The following is a 17646-nucleotide window of genomic DNA, read 5'->3' on the forward strand; positions in this document are numbered from 1 at the left end:
GCCAAGGGCGGCCCCCCATTCCGCCAAGAACCGGGGCCGCCCTTGCTCACCAGCATCCGTCCAAGGAACTGGAGACATCCAGCATGACCCACGATCCCCGATCCGCGCTGCTGTCCGCAGCGCTGGACGCCACCGCACGCGGCTGGCACGTCTTCCCCCTGCGGCCCGGCACCAAGCGCCCCGCCCTCCACGGCGAGACCGCCTGCCCCCACACCGGCCCGTGCGCGGACGGTCACCTGAAGTGGGAGCAGCGCGCCACTACCGATGCCGAGCGCATCCGCGCGGCCTGGTCGCGGGCGCCGTTCAATGTCGGTATCGCCACCGGCCCTTCCGGGCTGGTGGTCGTCGACCTGGACACGCCTGAGCACAAAGGCAGTTCGGACGCGCCTGACGGCGCGACAACCTTTCGGGCGCTCTGCGAGCGCGCCGGCCACGCCGTCCCCGACACCTACCGGACCCGGACCACAAGCGGCGGGACGCATCTCTACCTCTCCACGCCGCCCGGGGTCCGGCTGGCCAGCACGGCGGGAACCGTCGCGGACTCCGTGGACACCCGTGCATGGGGCGGTTACGTCGTCGCTGCGGGCAGCATCCTGCCCACCGGACGATACAAGGCGCTGAACGGCACTGAGACAGCCTCACTGCCGGGATGGCTGCAATGCGTCCTGCAACCCGCCCCCATGCGGCCTGTAGGCCCGTTGAGGCTTCCCGCGGTGGACGGCAGCCGTGTGGCAGTGGCGGCACTGGAAGCCGAATGCGCCGTCGTCGCTACGGCCCCGGACGGCCTGCGGAACAACACCCTCAATCGCTGCGCCTTCAAGGTGGGACGGTTCGTCGCGTGGGGCGACCTCCCCCGGCAGGTGGCAGAGGACGCCTTCCAAGCGGCTGGAGAGGCGGTCGGACTCACCGCTGCCGAGTGCCGCACCACGATCCGCAGCGCCCTGGACAGCTCCCTACGCACCGCCCGACCCCAGGAAGCGGCATGACCGCCCCCAACGCCCCCCGCTTGGAAGGCCAACCGGCTCCCCTCACCGGCCCGCGCGCCGCCGACCCGGCCGCACTACGACCGGCCGTGGGCGAGCCGAAAGGCGCCGCCCGCAAGGGCGTCCGAACAAGCCCCGACCCGCGCCGGAGCGACGACCGTTTCCCCGTCGCGTGGCTGCGGATCACCGCACCGCGCGGCGCCATCCCCACCGCCACCTCGAAGTGCCTGTGCGGCAGGGACCACAGCGCCGTAGGCCATGCCCGGGTGCTCGCCCTGATCACCGACCACGAAGCCCACCGCGACACCTGCCCGCTCCGCAATCCCCAGGAAGGGAGGGACGCCGCATGATGGACCGCCCCGTCCCCGAGACCGAGGAACTTCCTCCGCCGTCCAACCCCCTGGCCGTCGCCCGACGTCTCTTGCCGGACTGGCAGAGCGAGAGCGGACAGCTTGTGTACCGGCGCTGGCGCGGCTCGTGGATGCGCTGGACGGGTACCTGCTGGCGCGAGCTGGACGAGGCGCAGGTGCGCAAGGCCATGTACGAGCGCTTGGAGCACGTCGTCTACCAGGCCCCGGCCAAGGACGGCGAGACCGAGGAACGCGCTTGGGCGCCTACCAAGCAGAAGATCAGCAACCTGTTCGACGCGCTCGGAGCCATCACGCTGCTGCCCACCGACTTGGATGCCCCCGTGTGGCTCGAAGGAAAGGGCGGGCAGGAGGACGGCACGATCGTGGCGTGTGAGAACGGGCTGCTGCGCATCCGGGACCGCGCGCTGCTGCCGCACAGTCCAGGATTCTTCAACCTCGTCTCCGTCCCCTTCCCCTACGACCCCACCGCGACAGCGCCGACTTGGCACCGCTTCCTGTCGCAGATCTGGCCCGAGGATCCCGACGCCATCACCGCGCTTCAGCAGTGGTTCGGCTACGTCCTCTCCGGCCGGACCGACCAACAGAAGATCCTGCTCATGGTCGGCCCGTCCCGTTCCGGCAAGGGCACCATCGCCCGCGTGCTCAAAGAGCTGGTCGGCAAGGAGAACCTCGCCGGACCGACCCTGGCCGGACTCGGCACGAACTTCGGGCTGTCCACCCTGATCGGCAAGCCGCTGGCGGTCATCTCCGACGCGCGCCTGTCCGGCAACGACAACAGCCAGGTCGTCGAACGGCTGCTGACGATCTCGGGTGAGGACACGATCGATATTGACCGCAAGTACCGCGAAGTGTGGACCGGCAAGCTGCCCACCCGGCTGGTGATCCTCTCCAACGAGCTGCCGCACTTCGGCGACTCCTCCGGGGTCATCGCCAAGCGGTTTGTGCTGCTCAACATGCGGGTGTCGTGGCTGGGTAAGGAAGACCCCACCCTCTTTGACCGGCTCGTTGCCGAGATGCCCGGCATCCTGAACTGGGCCCTGGACGGCCTTGCCCGCCTCCAGCAAACGGGCCGGATCACCGAACCGGCCTCCAGCCGGGAAGCGGTCACGACCATGCAGGACACCGCCTCACCCACGTCCGCGTTCGTCCGTGAACGCTGCACCACCGGGCCCACGTGCAGCGTGCCCGTGGATGCGCTGTGGACGGTCTGGCGGGAGTGGGCCGAGGACAACGGCGTCCGCCCCGGCACGAAGCAGGTGTTCGGCCGCAACCTGCTGTCCGTGGTCCCTCAGCTCAGCCGCTCTCGGCCCCGCGATGCGTACGGCCGGCAGGTGGTCACCTACACCGGGATCACGCTGAACGTGTCCGAACCACATTTGCCTGAGTCGCGACTCATCGCGTCTCAAGACCCCTCTGAGTGCCGATGAGTCGCGACTCAGAGGAATGTATTTCCAACTCTCGGAGGACTCAGTGAGCGCGCGTACCACCGTCACTTCCGACCCCCGCGCCACCCTCCGGGGTGGCCTCCCCGACCGGTACCTCACCCCCGACGACATCGCCGAGATCTTCGAGGTACCCCTCGAAACCGTCTACCAGTGGCGCAAGAAGCGCACCGGCCCGCGCGGGTTCCGCATCGGCAAACACTTGCGCTACGACCCCGCCGACGTCCGCGCCTACGTCGACGAGCGCAAGCAGGCCGAAACCGCCGCCGCCTGACCGAACACCCACCACACAGCAGGGAGAGCCGCCCGTGCGGCTCTCCCTGCTGTATGTCGAGAGGACGCCTGATGGCAGGCCACATCCAAGACCGGTGGTACAAGACCGAACCCGACGCCGCCGGCAAGCCCCGCCGTGTACGCACGGAACGCTACGGCTCCGGGATGCGCTACCGCGCCCGCTACATCGGCCCGGACGGAACCGAGAAGAGCAAGTCATTCCCCGACGGACAGAAGCGACTGGCCGATCAGTGGCTCGCCCACATTGAGGCGGACATGTCTCGGGGTCAGTACGTGGACCCGGCCGCGAGCCGAGTGACGTTCGGGCAGTACGCCGAGAAGTGGCTGAACACGCAGACCACCGAGATGACCACGCGAGAGTCAGTGGAATCCGCGATTCGCGGCCATGCCATCCCCTACCTGGGAGCGCGACCGCTCGGCTCGTTCAAGCCGGAACACATCCGGGATTGGCTCAGCGAACTGGAGCGGGCTGTCCCTGCGTCGTCGTATCGGCGCGTGATCTACAACAACGTGTCGACGGTCCTCAACGCAGCGGTGGACGACGGTCACCTGTCGAAGAACCCGTGCCGCGCGCAATCGGTGCGTCCGCCTGCTGCGGGAAGTGGCCGCGTTGTGCCGTGGAGCGCAGAGCGCGTCTTCGCTGTACGAGCGGCGCTGCCGGAGCGATTCCGCGCGACGGTCGACCTAGGAGGCGGATGCGGACTCCGGCAAGGGGAGATCTTCGGGTTGTCCGTCGATGGAATCGGCTTCGACTCCGGATGGCTGCACATCGCGAACCAGGTGAAGGTGACGAAAGACGGTCTCGTGTTCGCCCCACCGAAGCGGAACAAGATCCGCGACGTCCCGTTGCCGGACCGTGTGGCGCACGTCCTCAAGCAGCACATGGAGTCGTTCCCCCCGGTAGCGATCACCTTGCCGTGGCTCCGGGCGGACGGTCCGCCGGTCACGAAGCGGCTACTGTTCACCCGCCTCGACGGCGCGGGCGCGGTTCGGCGTACCGACTTCAACGACCGCGCATGGAAGCCTGCTCTCGTGGCCGCTGGGGTGATCCCCGCGCCGAAACCGGGTGAGCGCCACCAGGCCGCCCGCGAACACGGCATGCACGCCCTCAGGCACTTCTACGCCTCGGTCCTGCTGGACGCCGGCGAGAACGTCAAAGCGCTCAGCGCCTACCTCGGACACAACGATCCCGGGTTCACGCTCCGCGTCTACACGCACCTCATGCCGAGCAGCGACGCACGGGCCCGGAAGGCCGTGGACGGCCTGTACGAGGGCACCGATCCGGCGCCCGACGGCCCAGAGACGGCCCAGGGCCGGTGAGACGCAGTGGGGCCGACGGTCCGCGACCGTCGGCCCCATCCGCCGAATCAGCAGGAAACCTGCTCTGACCTGCCCCTACAGCACCGGCAGGTTCTTCCGCATCTCGAACGCCGTCACCTCGGAGCGGTACTCGTGCCACTCCGCCCGCTTGTTGCGCAGGAAGAAGTCGAAGACGTGCTCGCCCAGTGTCTCGGCGACCAGGTCGCTGCGCTCCATCAGGGACAGCGATTCGCCCAGGTTCTGCGGCAGCGGCTCGATGCCCATCGCCCGGCGCTCGGCGTCGGACAGCGCCCAGACGTCGTCCTCGGCGCCCGGCGGCAGCTCGTAGCCCTCCTCGATGCCCTTGAGGCCGGCGGCCAGCAGCACGGCGTAGGCCAGATACGGGTTCGCGCCGGAGTCCAGCGAGCGGACCTCGACCCGTGCCGAGCCCGTCTTGCCGGGCTTGTACATCGGGACGCGGACCAGGGCCGAGCGGTTGTTGTGGCCCCAGCAGATGTACGACGGCGCCTCGCCGCCGGCGCCGGCGGTGCGCTCGGAGCCGCCCCAGATGCGCTTGTAGGAGTTCACCCACTGGTTGGTGACCGCGGAGATCTCCGCGGCGTGCCGCAGCAGACCGGCGATGAAGGAGCGGCCGACCTTGGAGAGCTGGTACTCCGAGCCGGACTCGTAGAAGGCGTTGCGGTCGCCCTCGAACAGCGAGAGGTGGGTGTGCATGCCGGACCCCGGGTGCTCGGAGAACGGCTTGGGCATGAACGTCGCGTGGACGCCCTGCTCCAGCGCCACCTGCTTCATGACCAGGCGGAACGTCATGATGTTGTCGGCCGTGGACAGCGCGTCGGCGTAGCGGAGGTCGATCTCCTGCTGGCCCGGCGCGCCCTCGTGGTGGGAGAACTCCACCGAGATGCCCATCGACTCCAGCATGGTGATCGCCTGGCGGCGGAAGTCCATGCCGACGTTGGTCGGGGTGTGGTCGAAGTAGCCGGAGTTGTCGGCGGGCGTCGGCCGTGAGCCGTCCAGCGGCCGGTCCTTCAGCAGGAAGAACTCGATCTCCGGGTGGGTGTAGAAGGTGAAGCCCAGGTCGGAGGCGCGCGCGAGGGCCCGCTTGAGGACGTAGCGCGGGTCGGCGAAGGACGGGGAGCCGTCCGGCATGAGGATGTCGCAGAACATCCGGGCCGTGCCGGGGGCCTCGGCGCGCCAGGGCAGGATCTGGAAGGTCGACGGGTCCGGCTTGGCGATCATGTCGGACTCGTAGACCCGGGCGAAGCCCTCGATCGCCGAGCCGTCGAAGCCGATGCCCTCGTCGAAGGCCTGCTCCAGCTCGGCAGGGGCCACGGCCACGGACTTGAGGAAGCCCAGCACGTCCGTGAACCACAGGCGTACGAACCGGATGTCGCGCTCCTCCAAGGTCCGGAGCACGAACTCCTGCTGCTTGTCCATCTTCCGCTTCCCCATCCTTGCTGGTCAGGCCGCCTGTCTCCGAGTCCCGCAGGAGGCGGTCGGGCACCTGAGCATCACACCACAACACCGTTTCGTGCGCGTTGCCGACCTTGATCGCCGCGGCGACCTCGGGTCGAACGCCTGGCCTACGGGAGGTGTCCCGTCGGGCCCGCGCTCTCGGTGCGCTGCTCCGACGCCCATCTTGCCTGCTTGGAGCGACATCCGTAATGCCCGGCCCCTCAGGACCCACCCCGCTTTAATTTGCATCTCAGATGCAAGTTTTAATGAGAGGCAGGCGGCCGCCCTCGCGCCGCCCGGTCGAACCTGAGGAGACCCGATGCTGTCCGAGCAGTCCGCCGCCACCGTGCGCGCCACCCTCCCCGTCGTCGGCGGGGCCATCGGTGAGATCACCGAGCGCTTCTACGCCGGGTTGTTCGCCGCCCGCCCCGACCTGCTGCGCGACCTGTTCAACCGCGGCAACCAGGCCGCCGGCACCCAGCGGCAGGCACTCGCGGGGTCGATCGCCGCGTTCGCGACGTACCTGGTGGACCACCCCGACGAGCGGCCCGACGCGATGCTGGGCCGCATCGCCCACAAGCACGCCTCCCTCGGTGTCACTGCCGAGCAGTACGCCCTCGTCCACGAGCATCTCTTCGCCGCCATCGCCGACGTGCTCGGCGAGGCCGTCACCCCCGAGGTCGCGGCGGCCTGGGACGAGGTCTACTGGCTGATGGCGAACGCGCTGATCGCGATCGAGAAGCGGCTGTACGAGGAGCGGGGCGGCGGCGGATGGCGGGAGTGGGAGGTCGTCGGGCGCGTCGAGGAGACCGCCGATGTCGCCACCTTCCGGCTGCGCCCGGCCGACGGCGGCCCGGTGCCGGACTTCCGGGCGGGGCAGTACGTCTCGGTCCAGGCCGAGCTGGCGGACGGTGCCCGGCAGATACGCCAGTACAGCCTCTCCGCCGCGCCCGGCTCACCGATACGCCAGTTCAGCGTGAAGCGGGTGCACGGCGGGGCCGCGCCCGACGGCGAGGTCTCGAACCACCTGCACGCGCACGTGCACATCGGTGACCGGCTGCGCCTGTCGGCGCCGTACGGCGATCTCGTTCTCGGCGACAGCGAAGGCGACAGCGACACCGGAGCCAGCGCCGGCGCACCGCTGCTCCTCGCCTCCGCCGGCATCGGCGTGACCCCGATCGTCGCCATGCTGGGACAGCTCGCGGACCGCGGGCACGAGGGCCCGGTGCTCGTCGTGCACGGCGACCGCTCCCCCGCCGAGCACGCCCTGCGCGCCGACCACGAGGCGTACGCCGGGAAGCTGGCGGACGCGTCGGTGCACTTCTGGTACGAGAGGGGCGCCGACGAAGCCGAGGAGTCCCACCGCACCGGCCTGGTCGACCTCACCGACGTCGCCGTACCGAAGGGCACGCGCGCGTACCTGTGCGGTCCGCTGCCCTTCATGCGGGCGGTGCGGGCGCAGCTGATCGGGAAGGGTGTGGCGCCGGCCGACATCCACTACGAGGTGTTCGGGCCGGACCTCTGGCTGGCGCGGCAGGGCTGAGCCGGGCCGGCCGTCAGGGCATCCGGCCGATCCGCAGCAGCAGCGGCCCGGTCGGGTCCGCGGTCACATCGGCCACCGTCAGCGGGTCCAGCGAGGCGAAGAAGGCCTCCTGGGCCCGCCGCAGCGCACCGCGCAGCCGGCACCCGGAGTGCAGCGGGCAGGGGTTGTCGCCCTCGCACTCGACGACGTCGCCGTCCCCCTCGAAGGCGCGCACGACCGCGCCGACGGAAGCGGTACGGCCCTTGTCGCTGAGGGACAGCCCGCCGCCACGCCCCCGGCGCGCGTCGACCAGGCCCATGTGCTGGAGCTCGGCGACGACCTTGGCGGCGTGCGTGTACGGCACCTCCATGTCCGCCGCGACCTCGCGGGTCGTCGGCGTGGCGTCCCCCAGGACGGCGAGCCGCATGAGGAGGCGCAGTGCCAGGTCGGTGGAGCGCAACAGCCGCATGCTTCGCAGCGTAGGTAATGCGCATCCGCGGTTCAAAATATCGGCCGGTCGACGGTGGGCAGCCCGCCGGATCGTCCCGATCCGGCCTTTCCCGCTCCCTCTCTACGAGGCGTCACACCTTCCCCACTACGATCAGCGGACTCGACCGTCCCTTTTCCCCAGAAGGACAACGCCTCATGGGCTCCGTCAAGAACCAGAGCAACGCTTCACGCAAGGCGCGCATAGAGGAGATGCGGCGTGCCGAGCAGGCTCGTGAGCGCCGCAACCGCATTCTCACGATCGCGGCCAGCGCGGTGGTCGTCGCCGGTCTCGTCGTCGGCGGGGTCGTCCTCATCCAGTCCCAGTCGGACGACAAGGACAAGGACACGGCGAAGCCCGACAAGAAGACCACCGGGAAGTTCGTCGCCGGCGAGGACGGCGTGAAGACCTGGAAGGGCACGCTGGCGAGCACCCATGTCGAGACGAGCGTGAAGTACCCGATGGAGCCCCCGGTCGGCGGCGACCACCACCGGGCCTGGATGAACTGCAACGGCGACGTCTACACCAAGGAGCTCAGGAAGGAGAACGCCGTGCACTCGCTGGAGCACGGCGCGGTGTGGGTGACGTACACCAGCAAGGCGTCCAAGTCCGACATCGAGGCGCTGGCGACGAAGGTCAAGCAGACGCCGTACACCCTCATGAGCCCGGACAAGGACCAGAAGGACCCGATCATGCTCAGCGCCTGGGGGCACCAGCGGACGGTGACGAGCGCGGACGACCCGAACGTCGGCACGTTCTTCGAGAAGTACGTCCAGGGTGACCAGACGCCCGAGCCGGGCGCCGCGTGCACGGGTGGTCTGTCGGAGTGAAGCGGCACGTCGGCTGGATCACGGGGACAGCGGCGGCCGTGCTCGTCGCGGTCGGCGCGCTCACCTATGCCGTCGCCGAGGACGGCGGTTCGAGCGATACGCCGAGTGCCGACTCGGCGGACGCGGGGTTCGCGCGGGACATGGCGGTGCACCATCAGCAGGCCGTGGAGATGTCGTACATCGTGCGCGACCGCACCGACGACGAGGAGGTGCGGCGCCTGGCGTACGACATCGCGCAGACCCAGGCCAACCAGCGCGGCATGATGCTGGGCTGGCTGGATCTGTGGAAGCTGCCCAAGGTGTCGTCGAGCGCGCCGATGGCCTGGATGGGCATGAGCGGCATGGCCTCCGGCGAGGACGGCGCGCTGATGCCGGGCATGGCGACCAACACGGAGATGAAGAAGCTGGGGACCCTCAGCGGCAAGCAGGCCGAGGTCTTCTTTCTCCAGTTGATGACGGCCCATCACAAGGGCGGCATCCACATGGCCGAGGGCTGCCTCGACAAGTGCGGGGTCGAGGTGGAGAAGCGGCTCGCGCGGACCATGGTGAACGGGCAGCGGTCGGAGATCGACCTGATGACCGACATGCTGAGGGAGCGGGGCGCCGAGCCACGGCCCTAGCCGTTCCCGCGGTCGTCCTGGTGATGGTTGTTGAAATGGTCTTGTCATTAACGTAGTTGGGACCTTCTTGAGCCGGGCATTCCCCCGGCGTGAACGGTTCGTCGCTTAAGTGGCCACCGGCGGGTGATCCACTCGCACACGAATCGCACAGGGGGTTCCATGAGATCTCGACGTGCCGCGCTGCGCACCTCGATGAGCCTGGCGGCGACACTGCCTCTGCTCACCGGCGCGATGGCGCTCGGCATTCCGGCGGCACACGCCGCCGACGGCCCGGGCCGCGACACCCTCGCCGGCACCAAGCCCGCCTGGGCCACCGCCGGGGCGGACAAGGGCGCGACCTCGGACAGCGCGCAGGTCGCCGTCCGCGTCTACCTCCGGGGCAGGGACGCGACCGGCCTCGCCGCCTACGCCAAGGCCGTGTCCGACCCGCACTCGGCGTCGTACGGCAAGCACCTGACCGCGGCCCAGGCGCAGTCCCGCTTCGGCGCGACGAAGGCCCAAGTGGCCGCCGTCAGGAGCTGGTTGACGTCGGCGGGCCTGAAGGTCACGGGTGTCACGCGGCACTATGTCTCCGTCACCGGTGATGTGGCCGCCGCGGAGAAGGCTTTCGGCACCCAGCTGCACAACTACACCAAGGGCGCGAAGACCTACCGCGCGCCCACCAGGACCGCCTCGGTGCCGGACGGCGTCAAGGACGCGGTCCTGACCGTCACCGGGCTCGACAACGCACCGCACCTGGCGAGCCACCAGGACCAGCTCCCGCCGCCGGAGACCGTGTTCCGCAACGCCGGGCCCTTCTCCTCGTACCACGGCTCGAACGTGGCGACCACGCTGCCAGACGCGTACGGCACGAAGATCCCGTACGCCGTCAAGGGCTACACCGGCAAGCAGCTGCGTGCCGCGTACGGGGCCGGCACGCGCACCGGCAAGGGCGTGCGCATCGCCATCACCGACGCCTACGCCTCCCCGACCATCGCCTTCGACGCGGCCACCTACGCGCGGCGCAACGGCGACGCGGCCTGGCAGAGCGGTCAGTTGCACCAGGTCCTGCCGGCGAAGTACACGCGGACCAAGGAGTGCTCGGCCGCCGGCTGGTACGGCGAGGAGACCCTCGACGTCGAGGCCGTGCACGCGGTCGCGCCGGGCGCGCAGGTCACCTACGTGGGCGCCGCCTCCTGCTACGACGAGGATCTGCTGGACTCGCTCAGCAAGATCGTCGACCACCATCTGGCCGACATCGTCTCCAACTCCTGGGGCGAGACCGAGGACGCCCAGACACCGGACCTCGCGGCCGCCTACGACCAGGTCTTCCAGTTCGGCGCGGTCGAGGGCATCGGCTTCTACTACTCCTCCGGCGACAACGGCGACGAGGTCGCGAGCAGCGGCACCAAGCAGGTCGACATCCCGGCGAGTTCGGCGTGGGTGACGGCGGTCGGCGGTACGTCGCTGGCGGTCGGCAAGGGCGACAAGTACCTGTGGGAGACCGGCTGGGGCACCGAGAAGGCGGCCCTGTCGGCCGACGGCAAGAGCTGGGCCGGCTTCCCCGGCGCCTTCACCTCGGGCGCGGGCGGCGGTACGAGCAGGACGGTCGCGGAGCCGTACTACCAGAAGGCGGCCGTGCCGGACGCGCTGGCCAAGGCCAACAGCGCCGACGGCAACCGCGTCGTCCCGGACATCGCGGCCATCGCCGACCCGAACACCGGGTTCCTGGTGGGCCAGACGCAGACCATGCCGGACGGCAGGACGCAGGCGTACGACGAGTACCGTCTCGGCGGCACCTCGCTGGCCGCACCGGTGATCGCGGCCGTGCAGGCGCTGGCGCAGGAGGCGCGCGGGGGCGAGCCGCTCGGGTTCGCCAACCCGGCGATCTACGCGCGCTACGGCTCGAAGGCGTACCACGACGTCACGGACAACCCGACGGGTTCCGGGCTCGCGGTGGCCCGCGTCGACTACGTCAACGGCTATGACGCGACGGACGGCCTGACGACGTCGGTACGCAGCCTCGGCAAGGACAGCTCGCTGAGCGCCGTGAAGGGCTACGACGATGTGACGGGCGTGGGCACGCCCGCGAACGGCTACGTGGAGTCGTACCGCCGCTGAACGGCGCGGCGGCAAGGGAAACGCCCCGCCGACGGGAGAGTCTCGACTCCGTTGGCGGGGCGTCCCTCATCACGATTTCAGCGTCCCTCACCGCGATTTCAGTGGGGCAGCCGCTCCGGGCTGGGCACATGCGTGGCGACCACGCGCTTGCGCCCCGCCCGCGGCGCGACCCGGCGCCGGTCCACCAGGTAGGCGCCGCCCGCGACCCCGAGCCCGAGTACGGCCAGTGCCGCGCCCGCCGGTGCCGGGGAGGTGACGCCGAAGCCCGCCGCGAGGGCCAGGCCGCCGATCCAGGCGCCGCCCGCGTTCGCGAGGTTGAAGGCCGCCTGGTTGGCCGAGGAGGCCAGAGACGGGGCCGCCGACGCCTTCTCCATGACCATCAGCTGGAGTGGGGAGCCCGTCACGAAGGCGGCCATGCCGAGGAGCGTCACCGCGAGGGCCGCGCTCCACGCCGTGGACATCAGAAGCGGGAACAGCGCCAGGACCACGGCCAGGGACACCAGACCGCCGAACAGCGTCGCCCGCAGCGCGTGGTCCGCCAGTCGTCCGCCCAGCAGGTTGCCGATGGTCGCGCCCACGCCGAACAGCGCCAGCAGCAGCGTCACGCTGGCGTCGGCGTACCCGGCGGCGTCGGTCAGCATCGGCGTGATGTAGCTGTACGCGGCGAACAGCGCGCCGAAGCCCGCGACCGTCGTGCCGAGCGCCAGCCACACCGGCAGCGAGCGCAGCGCGGCCAGTTCGCCGCGCAGGCCGGCGCCCGGAGCGGCGTGCGCCTCGGCGCGCGGTATCAGCAGCGCGAGCGCGGCCATCGCCGCCAGGCCGATCGTGCTCACACCGAGGAAGGTCGCCCGCCAGCCCAGGTGCTGCCCCATGAGCGTGGCCACCGGCACGCCGGCGACGTTGGCCACCGTCAGGCCCAGGAACATCAGCGACACCGAGCGTGCCCTGCGCTCCGGCGCGACCATGTTCGTCGCCACGACCGCGCCGACGCCGAAGAAGGCGCCGTGCGGAAGGCCGCTCAGGAAGCGGGCGGCCACCAGCCAGTGGTAGTCGGGGGCGAACGCCGACAGGGCGTTGCCCGCCACGAACAGGGCCATGAGGCCGATCAGGACGGTGCGCCGCGGCAGCCGCGCCGTGACCGCCGCGAGCAGCGGGGCGCCGACGACGACGCCGAGCGCGTACGCCGAGACCAGGTGTCCGGCGGTGGGGATCGAGATGTCCAGGTCGTTCGCGACTTCGGGCAGCAGGCCCATCATCACGAACTCGGTCGTACCGATACCGAAGGCGCCCACGGCGAGGGCGAGCAGGGCCAGGGGCATGAAGTGCCTTTGCCTTTCGGGGGTGTTGAGAGGTCCGGTTCCGTGACTTCGTACGTGCCAGTATGTTCAAGTACGGAACAAAGCCTGTCAGACCCAGTATTCCGGCAGATGACAAGCCGGTTGCAAAGACCCGTCCAGACGGCGCTGACCTGGGGATTTCAGGAAGCGGATGTGTCGACCTTCACACGCGCCGCCACCGGCAGATGGTCGCTCCCGGTCTGCGGCAGCGTCCACGAGGTCATCGGCTCGATGCCCTTCACCATGATCTGGTCGATCCGCGCCATCGGGAACGACGCCGGCCAGCTGAATCCCATCCCGCTGCCCGAAGCGCCCTGCGTGGAGCGCATCTGGGCGGTGATCGCACGGAGCGCGCGGTCGTTCATCGTGCCGTTCAGATCACCGAGCAGCACGGCCTTTCGCAGCGGCTCATGGGCGATGGCCTCGCCCAGCGCGTTGGCGCTCTTGTCGCGCTGCCGGGCGGTGAACCCGGCCTCCATCTTCACCCGCACCGACGGCAGATGGGCGACGTACACCGCGACCTGCCCGGACGGCGTGGTCACCGCGGCCCGCATGGCGCGCGTCCAGCCCAGCTCGATGTTGACCGGCTTCACCCCGCTCAGCGGGTACTTGCTCCACAGCCCGACGGTGCCCTGCACCGAGTGGTACTTGTACGTCGACGCCAGCGCCTTCTCGTACGTCGGGACCGCCGCGTCCGTCAGCTCCTCCAGGGCGACGACGTCCGCGCCGGAGGCGGCCACGTCCTGGGCGGTGCCGGACGGATCGGTGTTGTCGGCGTTGACGTTGTGCGTGGCCACCGTCAGGTCGCCGCCGACGCCGGTCTTGTCGGTGAGCTGGCCGCCGAAGAGGTTCAGCCAGACGATTGCCGGGATCACCAGGGCGATCAGCGCGGTCGCGGACCTGCGGACCAGGGCCAGCAGGAGCAGCACCGGGACGAACAGGCCCAGCCAGGGCAGAAACGTCTCGGTGAGACTGCCCAGGTTGCCGATGGCGTTGGGGATCCGCGCGTGCAGCGCCATCACCAGCGCCAGGATCACCGCGAGGGCGGCGAGCACGATGCCGCGCCGCCAGACGCGCGGGTCACCGCGCCAGCCCGTGACCAACCGGCCGCGTAGGCGCCGAAGCCCGGATTCCCGGTGCTCGGGCCCCGAGCCTCCGCTGTCCGCCTCCGTCACGTACGCCTGCTGCGCCATACCGTCGCCTCACTACCTACCGTGCACACCGTCGTCCCCCCGCGCCCATGGAAACCCTAGGGGATGATCGGCCTCGTTCCTGCCGTACTGATGACGGCCGTACGGGGGCGAGGACGTACAAGTCGCCCTCGCGAGTTCCGGTCACCTCGGGGGAAAGCGCGCTCTGTGACGAAACGCGCACATGCGTACTACGGAGTCCGCGAACTGACGGGCCGTAGACCTTCGAGCAGGGTGTCGACCATCTGCTCCGCCAGCCCTTCCGGCAGGTCGGCGTCCGGGCGCATGACGGCGCGCACCAGCATCGGGCCGAAGATCATGTCGTTCATCACGTCCACGTCGATGTCCGTGCGCAGCTCGCCGTTCTCCTGTCCGCGGCGCAGGATCTCGTGCTGTCTCCGGCGCCGCGGCTCGACGACGATCGCCTGGTAGGCCTCCCAGATCTTCGGACTGCGCTTCATCTGGGCGATGACGTTGTGCAGGAGCACCGACGACCGGGTCATCAGACCGCGCCGGCGCAACTGCTCCAGCAGCGTCACGAGATCGTCGCGCACCGAGGTGCCGGGCAGGTCGGGGTCCGGGGGCTCGGCGGTGCGCACGACGTCGACGAAGAGCTCCTCCTTGCCGTTCCAGCGGCGGTAGATGGTGGCCTTGCCGACGCCCGCGGTGCGGGCGATCCGCTCGATGGACAGCTCCGCGAGCGGCACGCCCTCCTCCAGCAGCCTGATGACGCCCTCGATGATGGACCGCTCCACTGCCTCGCTGCGGGGGCGGCCGCGGACGGGCCCGTCCGGCCGGGGATGGCTGTCGGCGAGGCTCACTTGCTCGGTCCTTTCCGTGGGGGTGCTGATTCTCCCCCGGTCGGGAGGCCGCCGGGTACGACGGCCGGTTCGGTGCGTGTCCTGATCGGCCGGTTCCGGCCTCCTACTCCGACGCCACCAACTCCCGCTCGTCCTCGCCCTCCTGAGGTGCCGTGGGCCGCCCCGGCAGGAACAGCGCCACGATCACCGCGCCGACCACCGCGATGCCCGCTCCCCACAGCGCCGTGATGTGCATGGCGTGCAGGAACGCGTCGTGCGCCGGGCCGATGAGGGCCTCGCCGCGCGGGCCCAGCTTGTCGGCGACGCCGAGCGTGGCCTCGATCGACTCGCCCGCCGTGTGCCGTAGGCCCTCCGGCAGCGCCGTGAGCCGGTCCTCGATGTCGCCGCGGTACGCCGTCGACAGCACCGAGCCCAGCACGGCGATGCCCAGGGCGCCGCCGACCTGGCGGAAGGTGTTGCTGAGGGCGGAGGCGGAACCGGCCTTCTCGCGGGGCAGGGCCTGCATGATGACGACGCTGATCGGGGTCATGATGTGCGCCATCGCGGCGCCCATGAGGAAGAAGACGACCTCCAGGATCCAGATCGGCGTGTCCGCCTCGAAGGTGGCGAAGGCGGCCAGCGTGAGCGCGATGAGCAGCATGGCGCCGGTGGTCGTGGCCCGGTTGCCGAACCGGTCGACGAGGAGCCGGGCGCGCGGCGCGAAGATCATCTGGGCGGCGGCGAGCGGCAGCATCAGCAGGCCGGTCTGCAGGGGCGAGTAGCCGCGCACGCTCTGGGTGTAGAAGACCGAGAAGAAGGTCACGCCCATCAGCGCGAAGAACACCAGGGCCATGACGCCGATCGCGGCCGAGAAGACCTTGTTGCGGAAGTACGTGACATCGATGGACGGATGGTCGCTGCGCTTCTCGAACACGACGAAGGCGGCGAGTACGGCGAGACCGGCGGCGATGGTCGCGAGGACCGTCACGTCCGTGAAGTCGGCGAGCTGGCCGCCCTTGATGATGCCGTAGACGAGCAGGACCAGGCCGACGACGGAGAGCACGACCCCGATCGGGTCGATACGGCCGGGCTTGGGATCACGCGAGTCCGGGACCAGCCACAGCATCAGCGCGAGCGCGAGCAGCACGATCGGCACGTTGATGAGGAAGACGGACCCCCACCAGAAGTGGTCGAGCAGCACCCCGCCCGTGATGGGTCCGATGGCGATGGCGAGCCCGACGCCGCCCGCCCAGATGCCGATGGCCTTGGGCTGCTCGTCGCGCTCGAAGACGTTCATCAGGACGGCGAGCGTGGCCGGCATGACGAAGGCGGCGCCGAGGCCCATGAGCGCGCGGAAGGTGATGAGTTCGCCGGGGGAGCCGGAGAACGCGGCCAGGGCGGAGCCGATGCCGAACACGGTGAGGCCGCCGAGCAGGACCTTCTTGCGGCCCAGCCGGTCGCCGAGGATGCCGGCGCTGAACAGCAGGCCGGCGAAGACGAGGGTGTAGGCGTTGATCGCCCACTCCAGCTCGCTCTGGGTGGCGCCGAGGCCGGTCGGGGCCGGGGTCGAGATGGTCTTGATGGCGACGTTCAGGATCGAGTTGTCCAGCACGACGATCAGCAGGCTGAGCATCAGCACACCGAGGATCGCCCAGCGGCGCCGGTGCACGGCCTCCGGTATCCGGGAGCCGGTGTCAGGGGCGGGAGAAGTCATGCCGACGAGCCTAGGAGATTTTCGATACGGCACCGTCTCGTATCGTAAATTTTTACCGAGCTCTTACACGAGGGTGGATCTCACATGAGGGGGCCTGGTACTGGCTGGCACGAAGTGCCACCATGGAGGGGATCCGGGGACGCCGTAAGGGCGCCTCGAGATGACATGAAGGAGCCGTTGCAATGACGCAGCTTTCGGCTGCCCAGACGCCTCAGGCGAAGCCCTCCGACGGCAGCAAGGCGCTGTACGGGGGCAAGGGCACACGCCGTATCACCGTTCGCGACATCGCCGCCGCCAAGGAGCGCGGCGAGAAGTGGCCCATGCTCACCGCGTACGACGCGATGACCGCGTCCGTGTTCGACGAGGCCGGCATCCCGGTCATGCTCGTCGGCGACTCGGCGGGCAACTGCCACCTCGGCTACGACACCACGGTGCCGGTGACGCTCGACGAGATGACCATGCTCTCGGCGGCCGTCGTACGCGGCACGTCCCGCGCCCTGATCGTCGGCGACCTGCCGTTCGGCTCGTACCAGGAGGGCCCGGTGCAAGCGCTGCGCTCGGCGACCCGGCTGGTGAAGGAGGCCGGCGTCGGGGCGGTCAAGCTGGAGGGCGGCGAGCGCTCGCACGAGCAGATCCGGCTGCTGGTCGAGTCCGGCATCCCGGTGATGGCCCACATCGGCCTGACCCCGCAGTCCGTCAACGCCATGGGCTACCGCGTGCAGGGCCGCGGCGAGGAGGCGGCGGCGCAGCTGCTGCGCGACGCGAAGGCGGTCCAGGACGCGGGCGCGTTCGCGGTCGTCCTGGAGCTGGTTCCGGCGGAGCTGGCGGCCGAGGTGACGCGCGTGCTGCACATCCCGACGGTCGGTATCGGTGCCGGTGCCGAGACCGACGCGCAGGTCCTGGTCTGGACGGACATGCTGGGGCTGACGGGCGGCCGGGTCCCGAAGTTCGTCAAGCAGTACGCCGATCTGCGCGAGGTCATGGGCAACGCGGCGAAGGCGTTCGCGGAGGACGTGGTCGGCGGCACCTTCCCGCTGGAGGAGCACAGCGTCCACTAGCTTGATCTTTAACCTGTGCGGCGGGGCCGTGGGGTAGTTGACTTCTTCGTGCGCTGTTTCGCTGGCTGCGGTTTGCGGGGTGCGTGCACGTCGTGGCGTGGGGTGGGCCGGGTGTTCTTTTGG

The 17646-nt window shown here is 69.9% G+C and carries 16 protein-coding genes; 10 read left to right on the forward strand and 6 right to left on the reverse strand.

Features of this window, described 5'->3' with window-relative positions; all coding sequences use genetic code 11:
• Positions 1-83: 83 nt before the first annotated feature.
• From ACZ7NC_RS28625 to ACZ7NC_RS28645, 5 genes are all read left to right on the forward strand, one after another.
• Positions 84-986 (forward strand): bifunctional DNA primase/polymerase, encoded by a 903-nt coding sequence (locus ACZ7NC_RS28625; protein WP_471492356.1) that lies wholly within the window; start codon positions 84-86, stop codon positions 984-986.
• The gene (locus tag ACZ7NC_RS28630) at positions 983-1333 is read left to right on the forward strand and encodes a hypothetical protein (RefSeq protein ID WP_471492357.1); all 351 of its coding nucleotides are present in this window, start codon (positions 983-985) and stop codon (positions 1331-1333) included. Before ACZ7NC_RS28625 ends, ACZ7NC_RS28630 begins: the two co-directional genes overlap by 4 nt.
• Positions 1330-2781 carry a DNA primase family protein gene (locus ACZ7NC_RS28635; RefSeq protein ID WP_471492358.1) on the forward strand — a complete coding sequence of 484 codons (1452 nt, stop codon included), beginning with the start codon at positions 1330-1332 and terminating at the stop codon, positions 2779-2781. Before ACZ7NC_RS28630 ends, ACZ7NC_RS28635 begins: the two co-directional genes overlap by 4 nt.
• Before the next feature lie 16 nt (positions 2782-2797).
• Complete coding sequence (locus ACZ7NC_RS28640) at positions 2798-3070, forward strand: helix-turn-helix transcriptional regulator (protein WP_471492359.1); 273 nt, start codon at positions 2798-2800, stop codon at positions 3068-3070.
• A 71-nt stretch (positions 3071-3141) separates the two neighbouring features.
• Entirely contained in the window at positions 3142-4410 is a 1269-nt protein-coding gene (locus ACZ7NC_RS28645; RefSeq protein WP_471492360.1) for a tyrosine-type recombinase/integrase, read from the forward strand.
• A gap of 75 nt (positions 4411-4485) precedes the next feature.
• On the opposite strand, the gene glnA is transcribed toward ACZ7NC_RS28645, so the two are convergent.
• A complete protein-coding gene (gene glnA / locus ACZ7NC_RS28650) occupies positions 4486-5847 on the reverse strand; it encodes a type I glutamate--ammonia ligase (RefSeq protein ID WP_471492361.1) in 1362 nt (453 codons plus the stop codon).
• A gap of 337 nt (positions 5848-6184) precedes the next feature.
• Between glnA and ACZ7NC_RS28655 the strand changes: the two genes are divergently transcribed.
• Positions 6185-7408, forward strand: coding sequence for a globin domain-containing protein (locus ACZ7NC_RS28655; RefSeq protein ID WP_471492362.1), 1224 nt, complete (start codon positions 6185-6187; stop codon positions 7406-7408).
• Between the two features lie 13 nt (positions 7409-7421).
• On the opposite strand, the gene ACZ7NC_RS28660 is transcribed toward ACZ7NC_RS28655, so the two are convergent.
• Complete coding sequence (locus ACZ7NC_RS28660) at positions 7422-7856, reverse strand: Rrf2 family transcriptional regulator (RefSeq protein ID WP_471492363.1); 435 nt, start codon at positions 7854-7856, stop codon at positions 7422-7424.
• Between the two features lie 176 nt (positions 7857-8032).
• Here ACZ7NC_RS28660 and ACZ7NC_RS28665 point away from each other — a divergent pair, with 176 nt between their 5' ends.
• The 3 genes from ACZ7NC_RS28665 (at position 8033) to ACZ7NC_RS28675 (ending at position 11424) form a co-directional block, all read left to right on the forward strand.
• Positions 8033-8704 (forward strand): DUF3105 domain-containing protein, encoded by a 672-nt coding sequence (locus ACZ7NC_RS28665; RefSeq protein WP_471492364.1) that lies wholly within the window; start codon positions 8033-8035, stop codon positions 8702-8704.
• Positions 8701-9324, forward strand: coding sequence for a DUF305 domain-containing protein (locus ACZ7NC_RS28670; protein ID WP_471492365.1), 624 nt, complete (start codon positions 8701-8703; stop codon positions 9322-9324). Before ACZ7NC_RS28665 ends, ACZ7NC_RS28670 begins: the two co-directional genes overlap by 4 nt.
• A 159-nt stretch (positions 9325-9483) precedes the next feature.
• Positions 9484-11424: a S53 family peptidase gene (locus ACZ7NC_RS28675; protein ID WP_471492366.1), complete on the forward strand. Its 1941-nt coding sequence runs from the start codon at positions 9484-9486 to the stop codon at positions 11422-11424.
• A 98-nt stretch (positions 11425-11522) separates the two neighbouring features.
• On the opposite strand, the gene ACZ7NC_RS28680 is transcribed toward ACZ7NC_RS28675, so the two are convergent.
• The 4 genes from ACZ7NC_RS28680 to ACZ7NC_RS28695 all read right to left on the reverse strand — a co-directional run bounded on the left by ACZ7NC_RS28680 (position 11523) and on the right by ACZ7NC_RS28695 (position 16465).
• Entirely contained in the window at positions 11523-12743 is a 1221-nt protein-coding gene (locus tag ACZ7NC_RS28680; protein WP_471492367.1) for an MFS transporter, read from the reverse strand.
• A 158-nt stretch (positions 12744-12901) separates the two neighbouring features.
• A complete protein-coding gene (locus tag ACZ7NC_RS28685) occupies positions 12902-13954 on the reverse strand; it encodes an endonuclease/exonuclease/phosphatase family protein (RefSeq protein WP_471492368.1) in 1053 nt (350 codons plus the stop codon).
• Positions 13955-14142: 188 nt separating this feature from the next.
• Positions 14143-14772 (reverse strand): TetR/AcrR family transcriptional regulator, encoded by a 630-nt coding sequence (locus ACZ7NC_RS28690; RefSeq protein WP_471492369.1) that lies wholly within the window; start codon positions 14770-14772, stop codon positions 14143-14145.
• A 103-nt stretch (positions 14773-14875) separates the two neighbouring features.
• Positions 14876-16465 (reverse strand): MFS transporter, encoded by a 1590-nt coding sequence (locus ACZ7NC_RS28695; protein ID WP_471492370.1) that lies wholly within the window; start codon positions 16463-16465, stop codon positions 14876-14878.
• Positions 16466-16647: 182 nt separating this feature from the next.
• Between ACZ7NC_RS28695 and panB the strand changes: the two genes are divergently transcribed.
• Positions 16648-17523: a 3-methyl-2-oxobutanoate hydroxymethyltransferase gene (gene panB, locus ACZ7NC_RS28700; RefSeq protein ID WP_471492371.1), complete on the forward strand. Its 876-nt coding sequence runs from the start codon at positions 16648-16650 to the stop codon at positions 17521-17523.
• Positions 17524-17646: the final 123 nt, after the last annotated feature.

It is taken from the genome of Streptomyces sp. NPDC111802, from assembly GCF_055634335.1.